Annotated in this window: 15 protein-coding genes; 5 read left to right on the top strand and 10 right to left on the bottom strand. The window is 57.3% G+C overall.

Translation table 11 applies throughout. From position 1 onward, the window contains the following. Window positions 1–223 precede the first annotated feature (223 nt). The 5 genes from alaS to tam all read right to left on the bottom strand — a co-directional run bounded on the left by alaS (window position 224) and on the right by tam (window position 6301). Window positions 224–2851: an alanine--tRNA ligase gene (alaS, locus tag A1830_RS14970; RefSeq protein ID WP_067707831.1), complete on the bottom strand. Its 2628-nt coding sequence runs from the start codon at window positions 2849–2851 to the stop codon at window positions 224–226. Window positions 2852–2990: 139 nt separating this feature from the next. Next, a complete protein-coding gene (locus A1830_RS14965; RefSeq protein ID WP_067707828.1) occupies window positions 2991–3506 on the bottom strand; it encodes a regulatory protein RecX in 516 nt (171 codons plus the stop codon). Between the two features lie 231 nt (window positions 3507–3737). Then, window positions 3738–4796 carry a recombinase RecA gene (recA, locus tag A1830_RS14960; protein ID WP_067707825.1) on the bottom strand — a complete coding sequence of 353 codons (1059 nt, stop codon included), beginning with the start codon at window positions 4794–4796 and terminating at the stop codon, window positions 3738–3740. Window positions 4797–4893: 97 nt separating this feature from the next. Continuing rightward, window positions 4894–5388, bottom strand: coding sequence for a nicotinamide-nucleotide amidase (pncC, locus tag A1830_RS14955; RefSeq protein WP_067707822.1), 495 nt, complete (start codon window positions 5386–5388; stop codon window positions 4894–4896). Window positions 5389–5527: 139 nt separating this feature from the next. Continuing rightward, on the bottom strand, window positions 5528–6301 hold the full coding sequence (tam, locus tag A1830_RS14950) for a trans-aconitate 2-methyltransferase (RefSeq protein ID WP_067707819.1): 774 nt from the start codon (window positions 6299–6301) through the stop codon (window positions 5528–5530). Window positions 6302–6581: 280 nt separating this feature from the next. Between tam and A1830_RS14945 the strand changes: the two genes are divergently transcribed. Genes A1830_RS14945 through A1830_RS14925 form a run of 5 tightly spaced genes read left to right on the top strand, consistent with a single transcriptional unit; the run spans window position 6582 to window position 10884 of the window. After that, on the top strand, window positions 6582–7772 hold the full coding sequence (locus tag A1830_RS14945) for a M20 metallopeptidase family protein (RefSeq protein WP_067707816.1): 1191 nt from the start codon (window positions 6582–6584) through the stop codon (window positions 7770–7772). A 25-nt stretch (window positions 7773–7797) separates the two neighbouring features. Beyond that, the gene (locus A1830_RS14940) at window positions 7798–8649 is read left to right on the top strand and encodes a transporter substrate-binding domain-containing protein (protein ID WP_067707812.1); all 852 of its coding nucleotides are present in this window, start codon (window positions 7798–7800) and stop codon (window positions 8647–8649) included. Window positions 8650–8699: 50 nt separating this feature from the next. Then, window positions 8700–9419, top strand: a complete 720-nt coding sequence (locus A1830_RS14935; protein ID WP_067707809.1) for an ABC transporter permease — start codon at window positions 8700–8702, stop codon at window positions 9417–9419. Window positions 9420–9427: 8 nt separating this feature from the next. Further along, window positions 9428–10114, top strand: a complete 687-nt coding sequence (locus A1830_RS14930; protein WP_067707806.1) for an ABC transporter permease — start codon at window positions 9428–9430, stop codon at window positions 10112–10114. Beyond that, window positions 10111–10884, top strand: coding sequence for an ABC transporter ATP-binding protein (locus A1830_RS14925; RefSeq protein WP_067707803.1), 774 nt, complete (start codon window positions 10111–10113; stop codon window positions 10882–10884). Before A1830_RS14930 ends, A1830_RS14925 begins: the two co-directional genes overlap by 4 nt. 6 nt (window positions 10885–10890) lie before the next feature. On the opposite strand, the gene mltB is transcribed toward A1830_RS14925, so the two are convergent. The 5 genes from mltB to A1830_RS14900 all read right to left on the bottom strand — a co-directional run bounded on the left by mltB (window position 10891) and on the right by A1830_RS14900 (window position 19015). Continuing rightward, window positions 10891–11958, bottom strand: coding sequence for a lytic murein transglycosylase B (mltB, locus tag A1830_RS14920; RefSeq protein ID WP_067707801.1), 1068 nt, complete (start codon window positions 11956–11958; stop codon window positions 10891–10893). A gap of 283 nt (window positions 11959–12241) precedes the next feature. Next, window positions 12242–12919 carry a respiratory nitrate reductase subunit gamma gene (narI, locus tag A1830_RS14915; RefSeq protein WP_067707797.1) on the bottom strand — a complete coding sequence of 226 codons (678 nt, stop codon included), beginning with the start codon at window positions 12917–12919 and terminating at the stop codon, window positions 12242–12244. Continuing rightward, window positions 12907–13644 (bottom strand): nitrate reductase molybdenum cofactor assembly chaperone, encoded by a 738-nt coding sequence (gene narJ / locus A1830_RS14910; RefSeq protein WP_067707795.1) that lies wholly within the window; start codon window positions 13642–13644, stop codon window positions 12907–12909. Before narJ ends, narI begins: the two co-directional genes overlap by 13 nt. After that, entirely contained in the window at window positions 13641–15260 is a 1620-nt protein-coding gene (narH, locus tag A1830_RS14905; protein ID WP_082804188.1) for a nitrate reductase subunit beta, read from the bottom strand. Before narH ends, narJ begins: the two co-directional genes overlap by 4 nt. Continuing rightward, window positions 15257–19015 (bottom strand): nitrate reductase subunit alpha, encoded by a 3759-nt coding sequence (locus tag A1830_RS14900; protein WP_067707792.1) that lies wholly within the window; start codon window positions 19013–19015, stop codon window positions 15257–15259. Before A1830_RS14900 ends, narH begins: the two co-directional genes overlap by 4 nt. Window positions 19016–19022: the final 7 nt, after the last annotated feature.

The following is a 19022-nucleotide window of genomic DNA, read 5'->3' as shown; positions in this document are numbered from 1 at the left end:
AGTCGGGTCAAGTGTCGCCCGGCATTATCCATCGTATAACGCTAAATGTAGACTATGACAAATACATTACAACTGCACCACCACACCCATACATTATGCTGATACTTAGTTTAGCCGAAATAGGCACCGTCAACCTGACTTTATGTGTTTTGGCCCGCACCCAATCAGAAAAACGCTGAGGGAATCCCCCTACAGCGCCTTCTGAGATGCATTTTTATTAGACTTACAGTTTTGTTGCAATCCATGACTCGACGCCAGCCAGCGCGGCTGGTAGCGCCTGAGCATCCGTCCCGCCCGCCTGGGCCATGTCCGGACGCCCGCCGCCCTTTCCGCCGACCTGTTGGGCCAGTTCACCCACCAGTTCGCCCGCTTTAACGCGGTCAGTAAGATCTTTGGTCACCCCAGCGATTAGAGACACCTTACCATCAGCGACCGTTGCCAGCACGATGACGGCTGACTTCAGCTGGTTTTTCAGGTCATCGACCATCGTACGCAACATTTTCGGGTCAACGTTTTTCAACTCGCTGACCAGCAGCCGGGTGCCTTTTACTTCAATCGCCTGACTGCTCAGTGAAGCGCTTTCCTGTGCTGCCTGCTGATCCTTCAGCTGCTGAAGCTCTCTTTCCAGTCCACGCACGTTTTCGATCATGGCGCGAACTTTCTCATTCAGGTTACTGCTGTTCGCTTTAATCAGCTGTGCAATATCCTGTAGCTGCTCACTTTGCGCATACATCTGCGTCAGGGCGCGCTCACCCGTCACGGCTTCGATGCGGCGTACGCCCGCAGCCGTTCCGGATTCCGCAAGGATACGGAACAGACCAATGTCGCCCGTGCGGCTGGCATGCGTACCACCACAGAGCTCAGTAGAGAAATCACCCATTGTCAGCACGCGCACGTGATCATCATATTTTTCGCCGAACAGCGCCATCGCACCGTGCGCCTTCGCGGCTTCCAGCTCCATGATGTTGGTTTCAACCGCCAGATTACGACGGATTTGCGCATTGACGATCTCTTCGACCTGACGGATCTCCTGCGGCTTCATGGCTTCGGTATGAGAGAAGTCGAAGCGCAGGTACTTATCGTTCACCAGCGAGCCTTTCTGCGCAACATGGTGGCCTAATACCTGGCGCAGCGCGGCATGCAGCAGGTGCGTCGCAGAGTGGTTCAGACGGATGCGGGCGCGCCGCGTCGGGTTGACGTCTGCTTCCAGCCGCTCGCCGATGCGCAGATGGCCGGATTCAAGCCTGCCGATATGACCAATCGCCTGGCCGTACTTCTGCGTATCCGTCACGGTAAAGCGGGCCGCACTGCTCTTCAGTTCGCCCGTGTCGCCAACCTGACCGCCCGATTCGCCATAAAAAGGCGTCTCATCCAGGACAATCACCCCTTCCTGACCGGCTGAAATCTCGCTGGCGGGCTTGCCGTCCACGAAGATAGCGGTGATGGTCGCGTTCAGTTCAAGCTGGTCGTAGCCCTTGAAAGAAGAAGCTTCATCAATGCGGATCACATTGTTGTAATCGGTGCCGAAACCGCTGGCATCACGGGCGCGCTGGCGCTGCTGCTCCATCGCCTGCTCAAAGCCGGCTTCATCAATTTTCAGGTTACGCTCACGGCACACATCCGCCGTGAGGTCCACCGGGAAGCCAAAAGTGTCATACAGGCGGAAAACGGTCTCACCATCAAGCGTATCGCCAGTAAGCTTATCCAGCTCCTCATCCAGCAGCGCCAGACCACGCTCAAGGGTTTTCGCAAACTGCTCTTCTTCAGTACGCAGAATCTGCTCAACATGCGCCTGCTGCCCGGCCAGATCGTGAGCCGCCGGGCCCATCACCTCAATCAGCGGTGCCACCAGCTTCCAGAAGAAACTGCCCTGTGCGCCCAGCATATTGCCGTGACGGATGGCACGACGAATGATGCGGCGAAGAACGTAGCCACGGTTCTCGTTTGACGGGACGACGCCATCGGTTACCAGGAAGGCGCAGGAGCGAATATGGTCGGCAATCACGCGCAGTGACTTATTGCTAAGATCGGTAGCCCCGGTCACGTCAGCGACGGCCTTGATCAGCTTCTGGAACAGGTCGATCTCGTAGTTAGAGTTGACGTGCTGCAGTACGGCGGTAATACGTTCCAGCCCCATGCCGGTATCGACAGAGGGTTTCGGCAGCGGCAGCATGGTTCCGTCCGACTGACGGTTAAACTGCATAAAGACGATGTTCCAGATCTCAATATAGCGATCGCCATCCTCTTCCGGGCTGCCCGGAGGGCCACCCCAAATATGGTCGCCGTGATCAAAGAAAATTTCGGTGCAGGGGCCGCATGGGCCAGTATCGCCCATCTGCCAGAAGTTGTCCGACGCGTAGGCGCTGCCTTTGTTGTCGCCAATGCGGATAATTCGCTCACGCGGTACGCCCACATCGTTGGCCCAGATATCAAAAGCCTCGTCATCGGTTTCGTAAATGGTCACCCAGAGCTTTTCTTTTGGCAGATTGAACCACTCCGCGCCGGTCAACAACTCCCAGGCATAGCTGATAGCATCATGCTTGAAGTAGTCGCCGAAGCTGAAGTTGCCCAACATTTCGAAGAAGGTGTGGTGGCGCGCGGTATAACCGACGTTTTCCAGATCGTTATGCTTGCCGCCGGCGCGAACGCAGCGCTGCGAGGTGGTGGCGCGCGAATAGCTGCGTTTGTCCCCACCGAGGAAAACATCTTTGAACTGGTTCATACCGGCATTGGTAAACAGTAATGTCGGGTCATTGTTCGGGACGAGGGAGCTACTGGCTACAACCTGGTGTCCCTTGCCATGAAAGAAATCGAGAAACGCCTGGCGAATCTCTGCAGTGCTCTTGCTCATAATTGTCCTGAAATCACGCTAACAAACGTTTCGTGGATTTTACTCTGCCGACAGGAAAGTCCTGATACCGACAATGCACGATCATAAAGTGGTGAATAAGATAAAATTTCTGCGCTGGGAAGTAAAATCCCATTGACGGTCATTGGTCATAATTTGAGAAAATCGCGCGAATATCGTCAGAAAGGAAGCCTTTTGTCATCAGATAGCGCTGGACCTTCGCTTTTTCCTTCCATTCCGTTGGCAGCGGCAGGCCAAACTTGCGCTCGGCTGCGGCATAGGCCTGGCCTGTCCAGTCAATATCCGCCTCTGCCAGCGCCTGGTCCGTCAGTGATTTTTCAACGCCCTTCTGCCCCAGTTCCATGCGGATACGTTGCGGGCCGTAGCCTTTACGACTGCGGCTGGCAACAAAGCGTTCGGCGAAGTGGGCATCGTCCAGGTAACGGTTTTCAAAACACCAGGCGACCACCTTATCTGTCATCTCCGGCGAGAGGGTTTCGGGCTCCTGTGACTTTGTTTTAGCGAACAGGGCGGCACGCTCCGCTGAAAGCGTGAGCTTACGGCGAAACTCGGCCTCGCTGTGGTCACGCATTGCCAGAATGCGCATCGCCCGATCTAACAGGCGTGAAAACTGGGTACGTTCGCTGGCGTCAGACATCATTCTCCATAAAAAAGTCAGTTTTAGAGTGGGTTCAGGTAAAGGGTAGCGAGGAACGGTCAAAGAGACAAAGGCGTAAAAGAATATTTGCGAATGCGGAAAAGCGAGGTGCAGGCTGGCGCGACGGATATAAAAAAAGAGCGGCTTTAATACCGCTCTTTTTTTTGCTTGCTAACCCAACACCTGAGTGAAAACAGTCACGCGTTTCACTCAGGCAGGCTATCAGGCCATTTAATTGGCTTCGCTGGCTTCGTCAGTTTCAGCTTCGGTCGGGACGAAATCCGGCTTGCTATCTGGATTATTCAGCAGCATTGCGCGCAGCTTAGCGTCGATCTCGTTAGCTGTCGCCGGGTTCTCTTTCAGGAAGTTGCCCGCATTGGCTTTACCCTGACCGATTTTATCACCGTTGTAGCTATACCAGGCGCCGGCTTTTTCGATCAGCTTATGCTTCACGCCCAGATCCACCAGTTCACCGAAGATATTAATACCTTCGCCATACATAATCTGGAATTCGGCCTGCTTAAAGGGGGCGGCGATTTTGTTCTTCACCACTTTCACCCGCGTTTCACTGCCCACTACCTCATCGCCTTCCTTGATGGCACCGATACGGCGGATATCCAGGCGAACAGAAGCGTAGAACTTCAGTGCGTTACCGCCGGTAGTCGTTTCCGGGTTACCGAACATAACACCGATTTTCATACGGATCTGGTTGATAAAGATCAGCAGCGTACTGGAGTTTTTCAGGTTACCCGCCAGCTTACGCATTGCCTGGCTCATCATACGTGCCGCAAGGCCCATATGAGAGTCACCAATTTCACCTTCGATCTCCGCTTTCGGCGTCAGCGCCGCCACGGAGTCAACGATGATCACATCTACCGCACCTGAGCGCGCCAGGGCGTCACAGATTTCCAGCGCCTGCTCACCGGTATCGGGCTGAGAGCACAGCAGATTATCAATGTCTACGCCCAGCTTCTTCGCATAGACGGGATCCAGAGCATGCTCGGCGTCGATAAATGCGCAGGTTTTACCTTTACGCTGGGCCGAGGCAATCACCTGTAGGGTCAGCGTCGTTTTACCTGAGGATTCCGGGCCATAGATTTCTACGATACGGCCCATCGGCAGACCACCTGCACCCAGGGCGATGTCCAGCGACAGGGAGCCGGTGGAGATGGTTTCCACATCCATAGTGCGGTCTTCACCCAGGCGCATGATCGAGCCTTTACCAAATTGCTTTTCAATCTGGCCCAGCGCTGCTGCCAGTGCTTTTTGCTTGTTTTCATCAATAGCCATTTCAACTCCTAATCACGCGGGGTAAAGCACACTTATGTGGCTTTGCATCATCTTCAATATGGAATCAATTATACTGTATAGTCATACAGTATCAAGTTTATTTTTCCAGAAACTGTTCACGTAGCCGGAGCAGCGCCCAGGCCGTGGCCTGGCGGCGAACGGCCTCGCGGTCACCGGAAAAAACCTGCCGTTTCGCCTCGGTCTTTTTGCCCGCCGCCGCGAAACCGAACCATACGGTACCGACGGGTTTTTCCCCGGTGCCACCGTCCGGCCCGGCAATGCCGCTGACGGAAATAGCGTACTGAGCATGGGCTTTATCACGCGCTCCCTCGGCCATCTCCCGCACAACCTCTTCACTCACGGCACCAAAGCGCGACAGTGAGGCTGCCGTCACCCCCACCAGCTCCTGCTTGGCGTCATTACTGTAGGTGACGAACCCCCGCTCAAACCACTGTGAACTGCCGGCAATATCGGTGAGGACCTTTGCTATCCAGCCGCCCGTGCAGGACTCAGCCGTGGTGAGCGTCGCCCGCTGGCTAAGCAGCCGCTGACCAATGTCCGCGCTCAACTGGTGTAATTCATTATCGTTCATTTTTACTCCCTGTGCGTTCACCCGTGAAGAGAGACACATTATCACTTTTTACCGCCCCGGCGCGCAGCCCATTCCCGGGTTGCGAGACGCTTTCCATTGCTGGCGCCGTGGCATGCTCAACAATCAGTAAAGCATCCCCCTACCCTTTCTGCGCCACCATAAACAGGCGTGGGAAAGGCATCAGGATATTTCCCCCTTCGCGTATCCCGTAGGCCCCTTCCAGCTCACGGTGATACTGCGTGAGAAAGACGCGACGATCGTCTTCCGTCAGAGGCGCGAGGAAGGGCCGCAGGCCGGTGGCCTGAAGCCAGTCGATTATCGCCGCGTGCGAAGGCATGATGTGATAATAGGTCGTATGCCAGATATCCACATGACATCCGGCGGCGCTAAGCAGATCGTAACAGACGTCGACAGGCAGTATTCGCTTGCGCCGGGCGGCTTCATCGCCAATTTTTCCCCGCCAGTCGGGCGACTCCGCCACTTTGCGCATCAGGCTGTGTGTCGGCTGGTCGAGATTATCCGGCATCTGTACCGCCAGCACGCCGCGCTCTGCCAGCTGTGAAATCAGATGCGGCAGCAGCCGTTGATGGTCGCTCAGCCACTGTAAGGATGCATTCGCATAGATCACATCCTGAAGTGGACTGGCCCGCCAGTGCTGAATATCGGCCTGAATAAACTGACACTCCGGCAGTCGCTGACGGGCCTGCTCGAGCATGGCCTGCGAACTGTCCAGCCCGGTGATATTGGCAGTGGGCCAGGCACGATAAAGCAGTTCGGTACTGTTGCCGGGACCACAGCCAAGATCGGTCACCTGCTGCACGTTATTGTGGACGATGCGGGCAAGCAACTCCTTCGCCGGGCGGGTACGTTCAGCTTCAAATTGACGATAGAGATCGGGATTCCAGTCGTTCATATCAACCTCATCAACGGTATTTCGATCTGATAACTTTAGAATGCCTGCGGACAACGGCAAAGTATTCATCTGCCCTGGGCTGGCGTTTTGGGAGAAATCTCTGCCCAGCGTCCCGTCGGCACACAAGTGGATCTGTTTTACCTGACGCCGCTTGTTTCCTGCCGATCATTTGGACATTATCGAGTACTTGTAACAATTAGCCGTCGGTAAAAGAGCGGCTGTTTTCTGATTATTTCCGTCCGCAAGCGGCGGGCAATGGGTATTAAACACAGGGGTAGTAATGAACGCGTCCGCAGCAGAGGATATTGACCAGCAAATTGCCGCCGTGGTCAAAGAGTTAGAGCCACATCTGGTGACCCTCCGCCGGGACATCCACGCTCATCCTGAGCTGGGTTTTGATACCCATCGCACCGCCGGGGTGGTCATTAAGGAGCTGGAAAGGCTGGGCTATAAGCCCGTGCGCGGTATCGGTAAAACGGGCGTGGTGCTCGATATCAGGGGTGAAAAAGCCGGTCCCAACCTGCTGTTGCGCGCCGATATGGACGCGCTGCCGATAGAAGAGAAAACCGGCCTGCCCTTCGCCAGCGTCTGGCCTGGAAAAATGCATGCCTGCGGCCACGATTTGCATACCACCACCCTGCTGGGCGTCGCCGCAGCGGTAAAAGCGCTGCAACCTGAGCTGAAAGGTTCCCTGCGGCTGATCTTCCAGCCTGCCGAAGAGACGACCGAAAGCGGTGCAGCGGCGATGATTGCCGATGGCGCGGCGGAAGGTCAGGATCTGGCCATTACCTTTCATAACCGACCCGAACTGGCGGCGGGAAATATCCTGCTCACGCGCGGAGCCAGTACCGCCTCCTGCGACGAATTTGACGTGCGCGTTATCGGGGTATCGGGCCATGCGGCACGACCGCACGCCACCGTTGATCCGATTGTGGCGACGGCATGGCTGATCACCCAGCTACAGACCATAATTTCCCGCGAGATGGATCCCGCCCACTCCGCCGTGCTGACCGTTGGTCATATTGAGGGCGGCGCCATCCATAATATTATCCCGGATGCCTGCCTGTTCAGAGGAACCGTACGGGCGCGCTCTGCCGCCTCGCGCGATCGCATTGAAGCGTCGTTCCGTCGTATCTGCGAAGGTGCCGCGATCTCCTTCAACGTGCAGGTGGAGATTGTTTATCAGCGCGGCGTCCCGCCGTTGATTAACGACGATCGCCTGGTCGATCGGGCGATAGAGAGTCTTACCCGTCAGTTCAGCAGAAAACCTGAGGTGCAGCAGGGCAGCAGCTTTGGTGCCGAGGATTTCTCTTATTTCTCTGAGCTTATCCCTGCCTGCCAGATCCATTTTGGATCGGCGCAACCCGGTCGCCATGACCATCTGCACAATTCCGATTACCAGCCGGACGAAAGCTGCATTAGCTTAGGGGCAATCGCTCTGACCCGCCTGGCGCTTGATATTCTTTCTTAATTATTATTTTTAACCGGGGTAGTCAATGAATCCGACACGTAAACGTTTCCTGAGCGGTGCTATCGCCGCACTTGGCCTGCTGATCCTGCCGCCGTTACAGGCGAAAGATCCTTCCTCAATAACCTTCGCCACCGAAGGCGGCTTCCCGCCCTATAACCAGACCACCCCCAGCGGTGAGATCGTCGGCTTTGAGCCGGATATGATCAAAGAGATCGCTAAGCGCGCGGGCTTCGACTACAAAATTGTGCCGCAGAACTGGAGTGGCATGATTGCCGGCCTGCTGGACAAGAAGTACGACGCGATTTTTGATGCCATCTCCATCACCCCGAAGCGTCAGGAAACCATCAACTTTACCCATCCCTACATCAACGGTGGTTCCGGGTTTGTCACCACCAAAGATGGCAGCGTCACCAGCCTGCCGGGCAGCGGCGTTAAAGTGTCCCTCAGTGATGCCGCCGCTACGCAGCCCGCTATCGACAGCCTCGCCAAAGTGCTGAAAGGCAAGACCGTCGGCGTTCAGGTTGCCACTATCCAGGCCGACTTTCTGAAGAAATACTTTGGCGATATCGCCACCATCCGTACCTATCCTAACGGCAAGGATACCTTCTTCGACCTGGATGCGGGTCGCGTAGATATGGTGATGGCCGCGGTGCCAAACCTTACCGCCTATGTGAAACGCAGCGGCGGTAACGGGCTCTTAACCGGCTATACCTTCCAGAACGGCATATTGGGTGAAGGATCCGCAATTGGCCTGCGCAAAGAGGATACCGCGCTCCAGGCGAAGATGAACGCAGCCATTGATTCAATGGTAAAAGACGGCACGATGAAGGCGCTGATTATCAAGTGGTTTGGTATCGACCTGGCGCCAAAAGCCTGATCGGATGGGTTGGTATCGAGCTGGCACCACAATCCTGACCGGAGTTTCTGATGGGTATTGACTGGCAGCTTCTGGGTTTTGGCCCTGAAGGTTGGGGACCTGTGCTGCTGAAAGCCGCAGGCGTGACGGTGTCCGTTTCGCTCTGCGCCTTTCTGCTCGGCTCGGTGATTGGCAGCCTGGTCGCCTGGGCCAAAATTGCCGGCAACCGCTGGCTCCAGCGTCTGGCCGGGGGCTATACCGTGGTGCTACGCGGTATACCCGATTTGATCGTTATCTATATCTTCTACTTTGGCGGCCGTCAGGCGCTGGCATTTTTCGGCCAGGCGCTGGGCATGCAGGGCCCTTTCGATATCAGCGGCTTTATCGCCGGCGCGCTGGCTATTGGGCTGATTTCCGGGGCCGGGCAGGCAGAGGTTTTCCGCGGCGCGTATTACACCATTCCGAAAGGGACGCTGGAAGCGGCGACGGTGGTCGGTATGGGTAAAGGATTAATGTTCCGCAGGATTATTGTCCCGCAGGCGTTAAGCAGCGCCATTCCGGGGTTAGGAAACCAGTGGCAGTCGGCTATCAAGGAATCAGCACTGGTTTCGGTCACCGGCCTGGTAGAAACCATGAATCAGGTGCAGGTTGCCTCAGGTTCAACCCAGATGCCCTTCTTCTTCTTAGCCGTTGGTGCCGTTATCTATCTGCTGATCACCACCGTTTCTGAGGCGGTCATTCGCCAGGCGGAAAAATGGTCACAGCGCGGTCAGAACTCTCACCCGCTTTAAGGCGCGCTATGGATTTTACTTTTCTACAAGAGACCTTTGTAAAGCTGTTAGCCGGCCTGCCGCTCACGCTCAACCTGGCGGTGCTGTCGCTTTTGGGCGGCGGCGTGCTGGCACTGCTTCTTAATCTGCTGCGAACCAGCCGTACAGGCAGCTACATAGCCAAAAGCTACATCTTCCTGTTTCGCGGCACGCCGCTGCTGATCCAGATTTTTATGATCTATTACGGCCTGGGCAATATCAGCGCGATCCGCCACAGCGTCCTCTGGCCTTTTCTGCGCGATCCCTGGTGGTGTGGCCTGCTGGCGCTGATCCTCAACGATGCGGCCTACACCGCTGAGATCCTGCGCGGCGGCATTCGTGCCGTCCCGTCGGGCGCAATTGAGGCTGCTCGCGTTTGCGGCATGTCCTCCTTTACTATCCTCAGACGCATCACTTTGCCGATCGCCGTGCGTCAGGCCCTGCCCGCCTACAGCAACGAGGTCATCTCTATGGCGAAATCAACCTCGCTGGTCAGTACCATCAGCCTGATGGACGTGACCGGCATCGCCAATGCGGAAGTCTCTTCGACCTACCGCGCACTGGAGGTTTTTATCAGCGCGGCGGTGATTTACCTGGCAATATCGTTAATCGTCACCAAAGCGATGACGCTTTTTGAGAAATTTCTTTCACCCGATAAGTTCGGAGCACGAGCATGACGCGCCCCACCCTGACGCTGCGTAATATAAAGAAGAGTTTTGGCCAGCATGAGGTGCTGCATGATGTCAGCCTGACCGCCAATGATGGCGATGTCATTTCACTGATCGGTGCCAGCGGATCGGGTAAAAGCACCCTGTTGCGCTGCATTCCCTTTCTTGAGGTTCCCCAGGGCGGGGAGATCCAGCTGGCAGACGAAAAAATCACCCTGACGGGAACGGGGGGTACGCTGACGCGCGCCCAGCAGGCAGCGGTGAAGAGGATTCGCCAGCAGCTGGGCTTTGTCTTTCAGAGTTTCAATCTCTGGCCGCACCGTACCGTGTTGCAGAACATTATCGAAGCGCCGGTGCATGTGCAAAAGCGCAGTCGCCGGGAGTGTATTGAAGAAGCGGAAGCGCTGCTGGAAAAAGTTGGCCTGTATGCCAAAAAGGATGCCTGGCCCGCCCATCTTTCCGGCGGTCAGCAGCAGCGTATCGCCATTGCCCGTGCGCTGGCCCAGCACCCTAAGGCCATCCTGTTTGATGAGCCCACCTCGGCGCTGGACCCTGAACGGGTGGGAGACGTGCTGAAGGTGATTCGTAGCCTGGCCGATGAGGGACGCACCATGATTATCGTCACCCATGAGATGGGCTTTGCCAGAGAGGTGTCAAATAAGGCGATCTTTCTTCATCAGGGCGTCATCGAAGAGGAAGGACCGCCGGAACAGGTTTTCAGCGATCCGCTGTCGGATCGCTGTCGCGCCTTTGTCAGTAGCCATTTTCAGCGCAATTAATAACCGTTAGCGGGCATCGCGCACCGCCAGCCCCAGCTGCCACACCGCCATGGCGTAGTGGTTGCTGTGGTTATAACGGGTAATGGCATAAAAGTTTGGCAGCCCATACCAGTACTGATAGCTGCTACCCATATCAAACCGCAGCAGGCTGACCTGCTGATTGCCGTCCAGTTTGATCTGCGGCTGGAAGCCGCCAGCGGCAAGCGATGCCACCGAGTAGCGGGTTTTAAAGCCGGTTTCCCAGGTGGTGGAGGGACCGGTTGCCGGTACGGCTACCGTGCCGTTTTTCTGCCAGCCGTGCTCGCTAAAATAGTGCGCCACGCTGCCAATCGCATCGACCGGATCCCACAGGTTAATATGCCCGTCGCCATTAAAATCTACCGCGTAGCTTTTGAAGGATGAGGGCATAAACTGACCGTAGCCCATTGCACCCGCGTAGGAGCCGCGAAGATCCAGCGGATCGTCATTCTCTTCCCTCGCCATCAGCAGAAAGGTTTCCAGCTCGGCGCTGAAAAAGTCTGCACGGCGGGGATAGTTAAAGGCCAGCGTGGAGAGCGCATCAATAATTCGGGTTTTACCCATTACGCGGCCCCAGCGCGTTTCCACGCCGATAATGCCAACGATGATCTCCGGCGGCACGCCATACACCTTATACGCACGCTGTAGCGCATCCTGATACTGATTCCAGAAGGCCACGCCGTTTTGCACGTTTGACGGTGTTATAAATTTTGCGCGATAGCGGATCCATGCGCCATTCGGACCGGTCGGTCCCTGAGAGATCGGGGCCTGACGATCCATCAGCCGCACCACCCAATCGAGGTTTTTCGCCTGCGCCAGCACGTCATGCAGCTGCTGACGCTGAAAGCCATGCTCACGCACCATTTTATCCACAAAGCGTTCGGCGGCGGGATTATTGGCAAAATCGCCCCTCAGAGGATGATAGTCGTGGCTGGCGTCCAGCCGGAATCCCCCGCCGAAGGGATTGCCCTGCGGCTCGACGGCCTGTGGCTGTTTATGGCTACTACAGGCGGAGAGTAAAACCAGTGCAGGCAGCAGTGAAAGCAGATAACGCATGAAATATCCCTGTCCAGAGTCGATGCGAAAAAGAGTTGTGAACAGGTTAGTTCATTGGCCCTAATGATGAAATGGGACGCGAAAATAATAGTGAGGTTATTTATCCCCCGCTGTTGCACGTTAACCCTGTTTCCAGGGGCGAGTGCTGATGCTACGTGATAACCCACATTTCCCTGGCAGTAGAATAGCAGGCTGCCCTGGGGGCAGCCTGGGTGTGAAGATAATGCGGACGCCGCGTCTTAACGATGACAGCTTCCGGCATTACACGACGTGGCCATGACGTTTAGCGACGATTACGTACCAGCTGGTAGCGACGGGTGAGATATTCCACCGGCGCGCTCCAGATGTGCACCAGACGGCAGAAGGGAAACAGCAGGAACAGCGTCATTCCCAGCACCATATGCAGCCGGAAAATCGGTGCCACGCCCTGTAAATGCTGCGACGCGCCGCCGTGAAAGCTCACCACCGCCTGCGCCCATGCCGCCAGCTTCATCATTTCGCTACCGTCCATATGCTGGGCGGAGAAGGGAATAGTCAGCAGCCCCAGAGCCGCCTGCACCACCAGCAGCGTCAGGATCAAAATATCGCCAACGCTGCTGGTGGCCCGTATGCGGGGATTAAACAGTCGGCGTTTAAGCAGCAGCGCGCCGCCTGCCAGCGTCAGCAAACCGCAGACGCCGCCGGCCACCATCGCCAGCTTTTGCTTAGCGTCTACCGGCAAAAATGCCTGGTATACCCAGTGCGGCGTAAGCAGGCCAACAAAATGCCCCAGCAGGATGCCGATAATCCCAATATGGAATAGGTTTGAGGCCAGCCGCATGCCCTTTTTATCCAGCATCTGGCTGGAGCCTGCCCGCCAGCTGTACTGCCCGTAGTCGTAGCGCAGCCAGCTGCCCAGCAGAAATACCGTTCCTGCCAGCCAGGGATAAATATCAAAGAAGAAATGCGTTAAGAATTGCACGATGGGCCTCCCGTTGATCGCGCCGTGGCCTGCGCCACCTCCAGATACTTTGGTACCACCGCCCCAGCGAAGCGCTGCTGATGCCTGGCCTGCTGGGCCGATGCGCAGCCCTGTTCCCCGAGGAATTTCACCTGCTCCTCCTCCCAGACGGCGTCCAGCGCGGCGGGGGTATCGTCGCGGGCCTCTTTTATCACCTCCGGCAGCAGCGAGCGGACATCAAGATCGCTCTCGGATAGCATCAGCAGGGCCTCAAACAGCCGCGCATAGCCGCTTTCGCGCTGTTGCAGTCGCGCCGCCAGCAGCGCCAGAATCGGTGCGATGTCCTGTAGCCCGCTTCGCGCCCGAAGCGCATCACCATGACTCAGATACTCCAGGTAAAGCGGCAGGAAGTCCGGCAGCTCTTTAGCATCAGGCTCCAGCCCGTCCTCACGGTACTGCGCCAGCAGATCGACCATCGCCTGTCCGCGGTCACGCGATTCTCCGTGGACGTGCTCAAACAGCAGCAGAGACGTCGCGCGGCCGCGGTCAAACAGCGCGCAGTAGTCAGCCTGCACATCCAGCAACGGGCGCGCGCAGAGGTCGTGGATAAACGCCACCAGCCCGGCAGCATCGGGAAGCGTCAGGTCGCCAGCCGTATCGAGTGCCTTAGCCAGGCTATGCTGGTGGTCAAATAGCGACTGGTCGGGATAATCCAGCAGGCGTGAGATGATGCGTAGCAGTATCACAGGCTATCCTCCCCGGGGGTGTGTCTGGCGGCATAGGTGGCATTCTCACTTACCGCGTTAACAGAAGTGGCGCGGGTGGCATCCCCCTGCGGCATGCTCCTGCGAGTCACGTCGATGGCGTCAATGCGGCGGGTGTTAAACAGGTTGAATTTCCCTTCGCTGCCGTGGCAGCCGTCGCCAAAGCTGAAGCCGCAGCCTTTACTTTCTGCGAACGCATCGCGCGCCAGTTCCCGGTGGCTGGAGGGCACCACAAAGCGATCTTCATAATTTGCAATCGCCAGGTAGCGATACATCTCCTCCGCCTGCGCCCGGGTGAGTCCCACCTGCTCCAGCGCGCGGGTATCCAGCGTGCCCTCTACCGTTTCTGCACGTTTATAGTGGCGCATTGCCAGCAGCCGCTTCAGCGCCAGCAGCACCGGCGCGGTATCGCCCGCCGTGAGCAGATTAGCCAGATACTGCACGGGAATACGCAGGCTTTCGACATCCGGCAGCACGCCCGTGTGCGCCAGCTCCCCGGCATCCGCTGCCGACTGAATTGGCGACAGCGGCGGTACGTACCACACCATCGGCAGCGTGCGGTATTCAGGATGCAGCGGCAGCGCCAGCCTCCACTCCATCGCCATTTTATACACCGGCGAACGCTGGGCGGCGTCAATCACGCTCTGCGGAATACCCTCTTCTAACGCGGCGGCGATGACCTCGGGATCGTTGGGATCGAGGAAGATATCCAGCTGGCGCTGATAGAGATCCTTGTCGTTCTCCACCGACGCCGCCTCCTCTATCCGATCGGCGTCATACAGCAGGACGCCGAGATAGCGAATACGCCCCACGCAGGTTTCGGAGCAGACCGTCGGCTGTCCCGCTTCAATACGGGGATAGCAGAAAATACACTTTTCCGACTTGCCGCTCTTCCAGTTGAAATAGATCTTTTTATAAGGGCAGCCGGTCAGGCACATACGCCAGCCGCGGCATTTGTCCTGATCGATAAGCACGATGCCATCCTCTGCGCGCTTGTATATCGCCCCGCTCGGGCAGGTTGCCACACAGGCGGGATTGAGGCAGTGCTCGCACAGGCGCGGCAGATACATCATAAAGGTGTGCTCAAACTGGCCGTAAATCGCTTTCTCCATGTTGTCGAAGTTTTTATCGGCCGAGCGTTTGGAAAACTCACCCCCGAGGATCTCCTCCCAGTTCGGCCCGTTTTCAATTTTTTTCATTCGCTGCCCGGTGATCAGCGAACGCGGGCGCGCAATCGGCTGGTGTTTGCCCGCCGGGGCGTTATGCAGCGTCTGGTAGTCGTAGTCAAAGGGTTCGTAATAATCATCCAGTCCGGGCAGATCGGGGTTAGCAAAGATTTTTGCCAGCACCCCGACACGGCTGCCCATACGCGGCTCAAGCCTGCCGCCGATCTTGCGGATCCAGCCACCCTTCCACTTCTGCTGATCTTCCCAGGCGTGGGGATAACCCAGGCCCGGCTTGCTCTCAACGTTGTTGAACCAGGCGTATTCCATCCCTTCCCGGCTGGTCCAGACGTTTTTGCAGGTGACCGAGCAGGTGTGACAGCCGATACATTTGTCCAGATTCAGCACCATGCCGACCTGTGAGCGAATTTTCATGCTTTTTTCTCCTGCTGGCTGCCCTGACATTGATCGTTGCCCTCACCGTCCAGCCAGTTCACGTTGTTCATTTTTCTGACCACCACAAACTCATCGCGGTTGGATCCCACGGTGCCGTAATAGTTGAACCCGTAGGACTGCTGGGCGTAACCGCCGATCATATGGGTCGGTTTCGGACAGGCGCGGGTCACCGAATTGTGGATGCCGCCGCGCTGGTGGGTTATCTCGGATCCGGGAATATTTACGATGCGTTCCTGCGCGTGGTACATCATGGTCATTCCGGCCGGTATACGCTGGCTGACCACGGCCCGGGCGGTCAGTGCGCCGTTCGCGTTAAAGGCTTCGATCCAGTCGTTGTCGACAATACCCAATGCCTGCGCATCCTCTTCGCTGATCCAGACAATCGGCCCGCCGCGCGACAGGGTCAGCATCAGCAGGTTATCGCTGTAGGTAGAGTGGATCCCCCACTTCTGATGCGGCGTCAGGAAGTTAAGCGCCCGCTCAGGATTGCCGTTTGGCTTCTTATTCAGCAGCGGCGCGGCCGCTCGGGTATCAATGGGCGGGCGATAGACCAGCAGGCTTTCGCCGAAGGCGCGCATCCACTCGTGATCCTGATACAGCTGCTGGCGACCGCTCAGGGTGCGCCAGGGGATCAGCTCGTGCACGTTGGTATAACAGGCGCTGTAGGAGACGTGCTCATCCTCCAGTCCTGACCAGGTCGGACTGGAGATAATCTTGCGCGGCTGAGCCTGAAGATCGCGAAAGCGGATCTTCTCATCCTCTTTATTGAGCGCCAGATGCGTATGATCGCGTCCGGTGATGTTGCTGAGCGCCTGCCAGGCTTTCACCGCCACCTGGCCGTTAGTTTCCGGCGCCAGAGAGAGGATCACTTCAGCGGCATCAATCGCAGTGTCGATATTCGGCCTGCCCGCCGCCGGGCCATCGGCTTTGACGTAGTTGAGCTGTTTAAGGAAGTCGACCTCCGTCTGCGTATTCCAGCTGATGCCCTTTCCACCGTTACCCAGCTTGTCCAGCAGCGGGCCGAGCGCGGTAAAGCGTGCGTACGTCGCCGGATAGTCGCGCTCGACCGCAATAATATGCGGGGCGGTCTTTCCGGGGATCAGATCACATTCGCCCTTTTTCCACTCTTTAACGCCCAGCGGCTGCGCCAGCTCCGCCGCTGAATCGTGCTGGACCGGCAGCGTAACAATATCGGTCTCCTGCCCCAGGTGGCCGACGCAGATTTCCGAGAACGCCTTAGCGATACCTTTATAGATCTCCCAGTCGCTTTTCGATTCCCACGCCGGGTCAACGGCCGCCGAAAGTGGATGAATAAACGGATGCATATCCGAGGTGTTCATATCGTCTTTTTCATACCAGGTGGCGGTGGGCAATACGATATCGGAGTAGAGGCAGGTGCTGGACATGCGGAAATCCAGCGTCACCACCAGATCCAGCTTGCCTTCACCGCCGGTATCCTGCCACTCGACCTCTTCCGGCTTCACCCCACCCTGCTTACCCAGATCCTTACCCTGAATGCCATGTTCGGTGCCCAGCAGGTATTTCAGCATGTATTCATGCCCCTTGCCGGATGAGCCAAGCAGGTTGGAACGCCAGACAAACAGGTTGCGCGGGAAGTTTTGCGGATTATCCGGCTGCTCGGCGGCGAAGCGCAGGCTGCCCTGCTTCAGGCTCTCAACGGTGTAGTCCACCGCCGTCTGTCCTGCCGCCTTTGCTCTGGCCGCAATATGCAGCGGGTTAACGTTAAGCTGCGGTGCGGATGGTAGCCAGCCCATGCGCTCTGAACGGACGTTGAAATCAATCAGGCTACCGCTGTAGCGGGATTTATCCGCCAGCGGCGACAGGAGTTCGTCGGGAGAAAGCGTCTCATAGCGCCACTGGCTGGCGTGGTTATAAAAGAACGAGGTGCTGTTCATATGGCGCGGTGGGCGCTGCCAGTCCAGCGCAAAGGCCAGCGGCGTCCAGCCGGTTTGCGGCCGCAGCTTTTCCTGACCGACATAGTGCGCCCAGCCGCCGCCGCTCTGGCCCACGCAGCCGCAGAAAATCAGCATATTGATCAGCCCACGGTAGTTCATGTCCATGTGATACCAGTGGTTCATTCCGGCCCCGACGATTACCATTGAGCGGCCACGGGTTTTTTCGGCATTGTCGGCAAATTCGCGGGCGATGCGAATAATATTCTGCCGCGACACGCCGGTCACCTGCTCGGCCCAGGCCGGGGTGTAGGCCTTAAGGTCATCGTAGTCGCGGGCGCAGTTATCATCGTCCAGACCGCGATCCAGACCGTAGTTCGCCAGGGTCAGATCGTAAACGCTGGCCACCCGCGCGTCACTGCCGTCCGCCAGCCGTATACGCCTGACCGGCAGCCTGTGCAGCTGGATGGTTTCCAGCGCCACGCTGTTGAAGTTTTCGCTGACGATGCCGCCGAAATAGGGGAAACCGACCTCCACCACCTCATCATGGCTGCCCAGCAGGCTAAGCTGGAGTTCCACCTCCTGCTGGCAGGTCCCTTCTCGCGGCTCCAGGTTCCATTTACCCTTTTCACCCCAGCGGAAACCAATCGAACCCTGAGGCACCACCAGCTCACCATCCTGCTGATTGATAGCAATGGTTTTCCACTCGGGATTATTCTGCTGGCCCAGACCATCCACCAGGTCGCTGGCGCGCAGCTGGCGCCCCGCCGCATAGTGCCCACCCTCGCGCGGCTCCAGCAGAACCAGCATCGGCATATCGGTATAGCGGCGGACGTAGTCGCGGAAATAGCTTACCTCACGGTCAAGGTGGAACTCTTTCAGCATGACATGGCCCATCGCCAGCGCCATCGCGCTGTCCGTGCCCTGCTTCGGATTGAGCCACTGATCGCACAGCTTGGCGACTTCGGCATAGTCCGGCGTCACCGCCACCGTTTTCGTGCCTTTGTAGCGCACTTCCGTGAAGAAGTGCGCATCGGGCGTACGGGTTTGCGGCACGTTAGAGCCCCAGGCAATGATATAGGATGCGTTGTACCAGTCGGCCGACTCCGGCACATCGGTCTGTTCGCCCCAGGTCATCGGCGAGGCGGGCGGCAGATCGCAGTACCAGTCGTAGAAGCTTAAGCAGACGCCGCCAATCAGCGAGAGGTAGCGCGAACCGGCCGCATAGGAAACCATCGACATCGCCGGGATGGGTGAAAAACCCATAATGCGATCCGGCCCGAAAGTTTTTGCCGTATAGACGTTTGACGCCGCGATCAGCTCATTCACCTCCTGCCAGCTTGAACGCACAAAGCCGCCGCGCCCGCGCGCGGCTTTATAGCTTCGGGCTTTCTCAGGGTCGCTGACAATGCTGCCCCAGGCCAGTACCGGATCGCTGTGACGGGCTTTTGCTTCACGCCATAGCGCAATCAGCGCTTTGCGCATCAGCGGATACTTCAGGCGATTGGCGCTGTAAAGATACCAGGAGTAGCTGGCGCCGCGCGGGCAGCCGCGCGGCTCATGGTTAGGTAAGTCTGGCCGGGTGCGCGGGTAGTCAGTCTGCTGCGTTTCCCAGGTCACCAGACCATTTTTGACAAAAATTTTCCAGCTGCACGATCCGGTGCAGTTGACCCCGTGAGTGGAGCGAACCACCTTGTCATGCTGCCAGCGGCTGCGGTAACCCGCTTCCCAGTCGCGATTGGCATCGCGTGTCTGGCCATGGTTACCAGAAAACGGTTCCGCCCGTCTAAAGTAGCGGAATCTGTCCAGAAATTTGCTCATCCGGTAT

Origin of the sequence: Erwinia sp. ErVv1, assembly GCF_900068895.1 — a bacterium.
In the GTDB taxonomy this organism is placed as follows: domain Bacteria; phylum Pseudomonadota; class Gammaproteobacteria; order Enterobacterales; family Enterobacteriaceae; genus Erwinia.
Note: the sequence above shows the minus strand (reverse complement) of the source record. Positions and strands in the feature narration are given on the sequence as shown.

Excerpts from the sequence above, each read along its gene's own strand:
- alaS (WP_067707831.1), bottom strand. The coding sequence starts at position 2,851 with ATGAGCAAGAGCACTGCAGAGATTCGCCAGGCGTTTCTCGATTTCTTT.
- A1830_RS14965 (WP_067707828.1), bottom strand. The coding sequence starts at position 3,506 with ATGTCTGACGCCAGCGAACGTACCCAGTTTTCACGCCTGTTAGATCGG.
- recA (WP_067707825.1), bottom strand. The coding sequence starts at position 4,796 with ATGGCTATTGATGAAAACAAGCAAAAAGCACTGGCAGCAGCGCTGGGC.
- pncC (WP_067707822.1), bottom strand. The coding sequence starts at position 5,388 with ATGAACGATAATGAATTACACCAGTTGAGCGCGGACATTGGTCAGCGG.
- tam (WP_067707819.1), bottom strand. The coding sequence starts at position 6,301 with ATGAACGACTGGAATCCCGATCTCTATCGTCAATTTGAAGCTGAACGT.
- A1830_RS14945 (WP_067707816.1), top strand. The coding sequence starts at position 6,582 with ATGAACGCGTCCGCAGCAGAGGATATTGACCAGCAAATTGCCGCCGTG.
- A1830_RS14940 (WP_067707812.1), top strand. The coding sequence starts at position 7,798 with ATGAATCCGACACGTAAACGTTTCCTGAGCGGTGCTATCGCCGCACTT.
- A1830_RS14935 (WP_067707809.1), top strand. The coding sequence starts at position 8,700 with ATGGGTATTGACTGGCAGCTTCTGGGTTTTGGCCCTGAAGGTTGGGGA.
- A1830_RS14930 (WP_067707806.1), top strand. The coding sequence starts at position 9,428 with ATGGATTTTACTTTTCTACAAGAGACCTTTGTAAAGCTGTTAGCCGGC.
- A1830_RS14925 (WP_067707803.1), top strand. The coding sequence starts at position 10,111 with ATGACGCGCCCCACCCTGACGCTGCGTAATATAAAGAAGAGTTTTGGC.
- mltB (WP_067707801.1), bottom strand. The coding sequence starts at position 11,958 with ATGCGTTATCTGCTTTCACTGCTGCCTGCACTGGTTTTACTCTCCGCC.
- narH (WP_082804188.1), bottom strand. The coding sequence starts at position 15,260 with ATGAAAATTCGCTCACAGGTCGGCATGGTGCTGAATCTGGACAAATGT.
- A1830_RS14900 (WP_067707792.1), bottom strand. The coding sequence starts at position 19,015 with ATGAGCAAATTTCTGGACAGATTCCGCTACTTTAGACGGGCGGAACCG.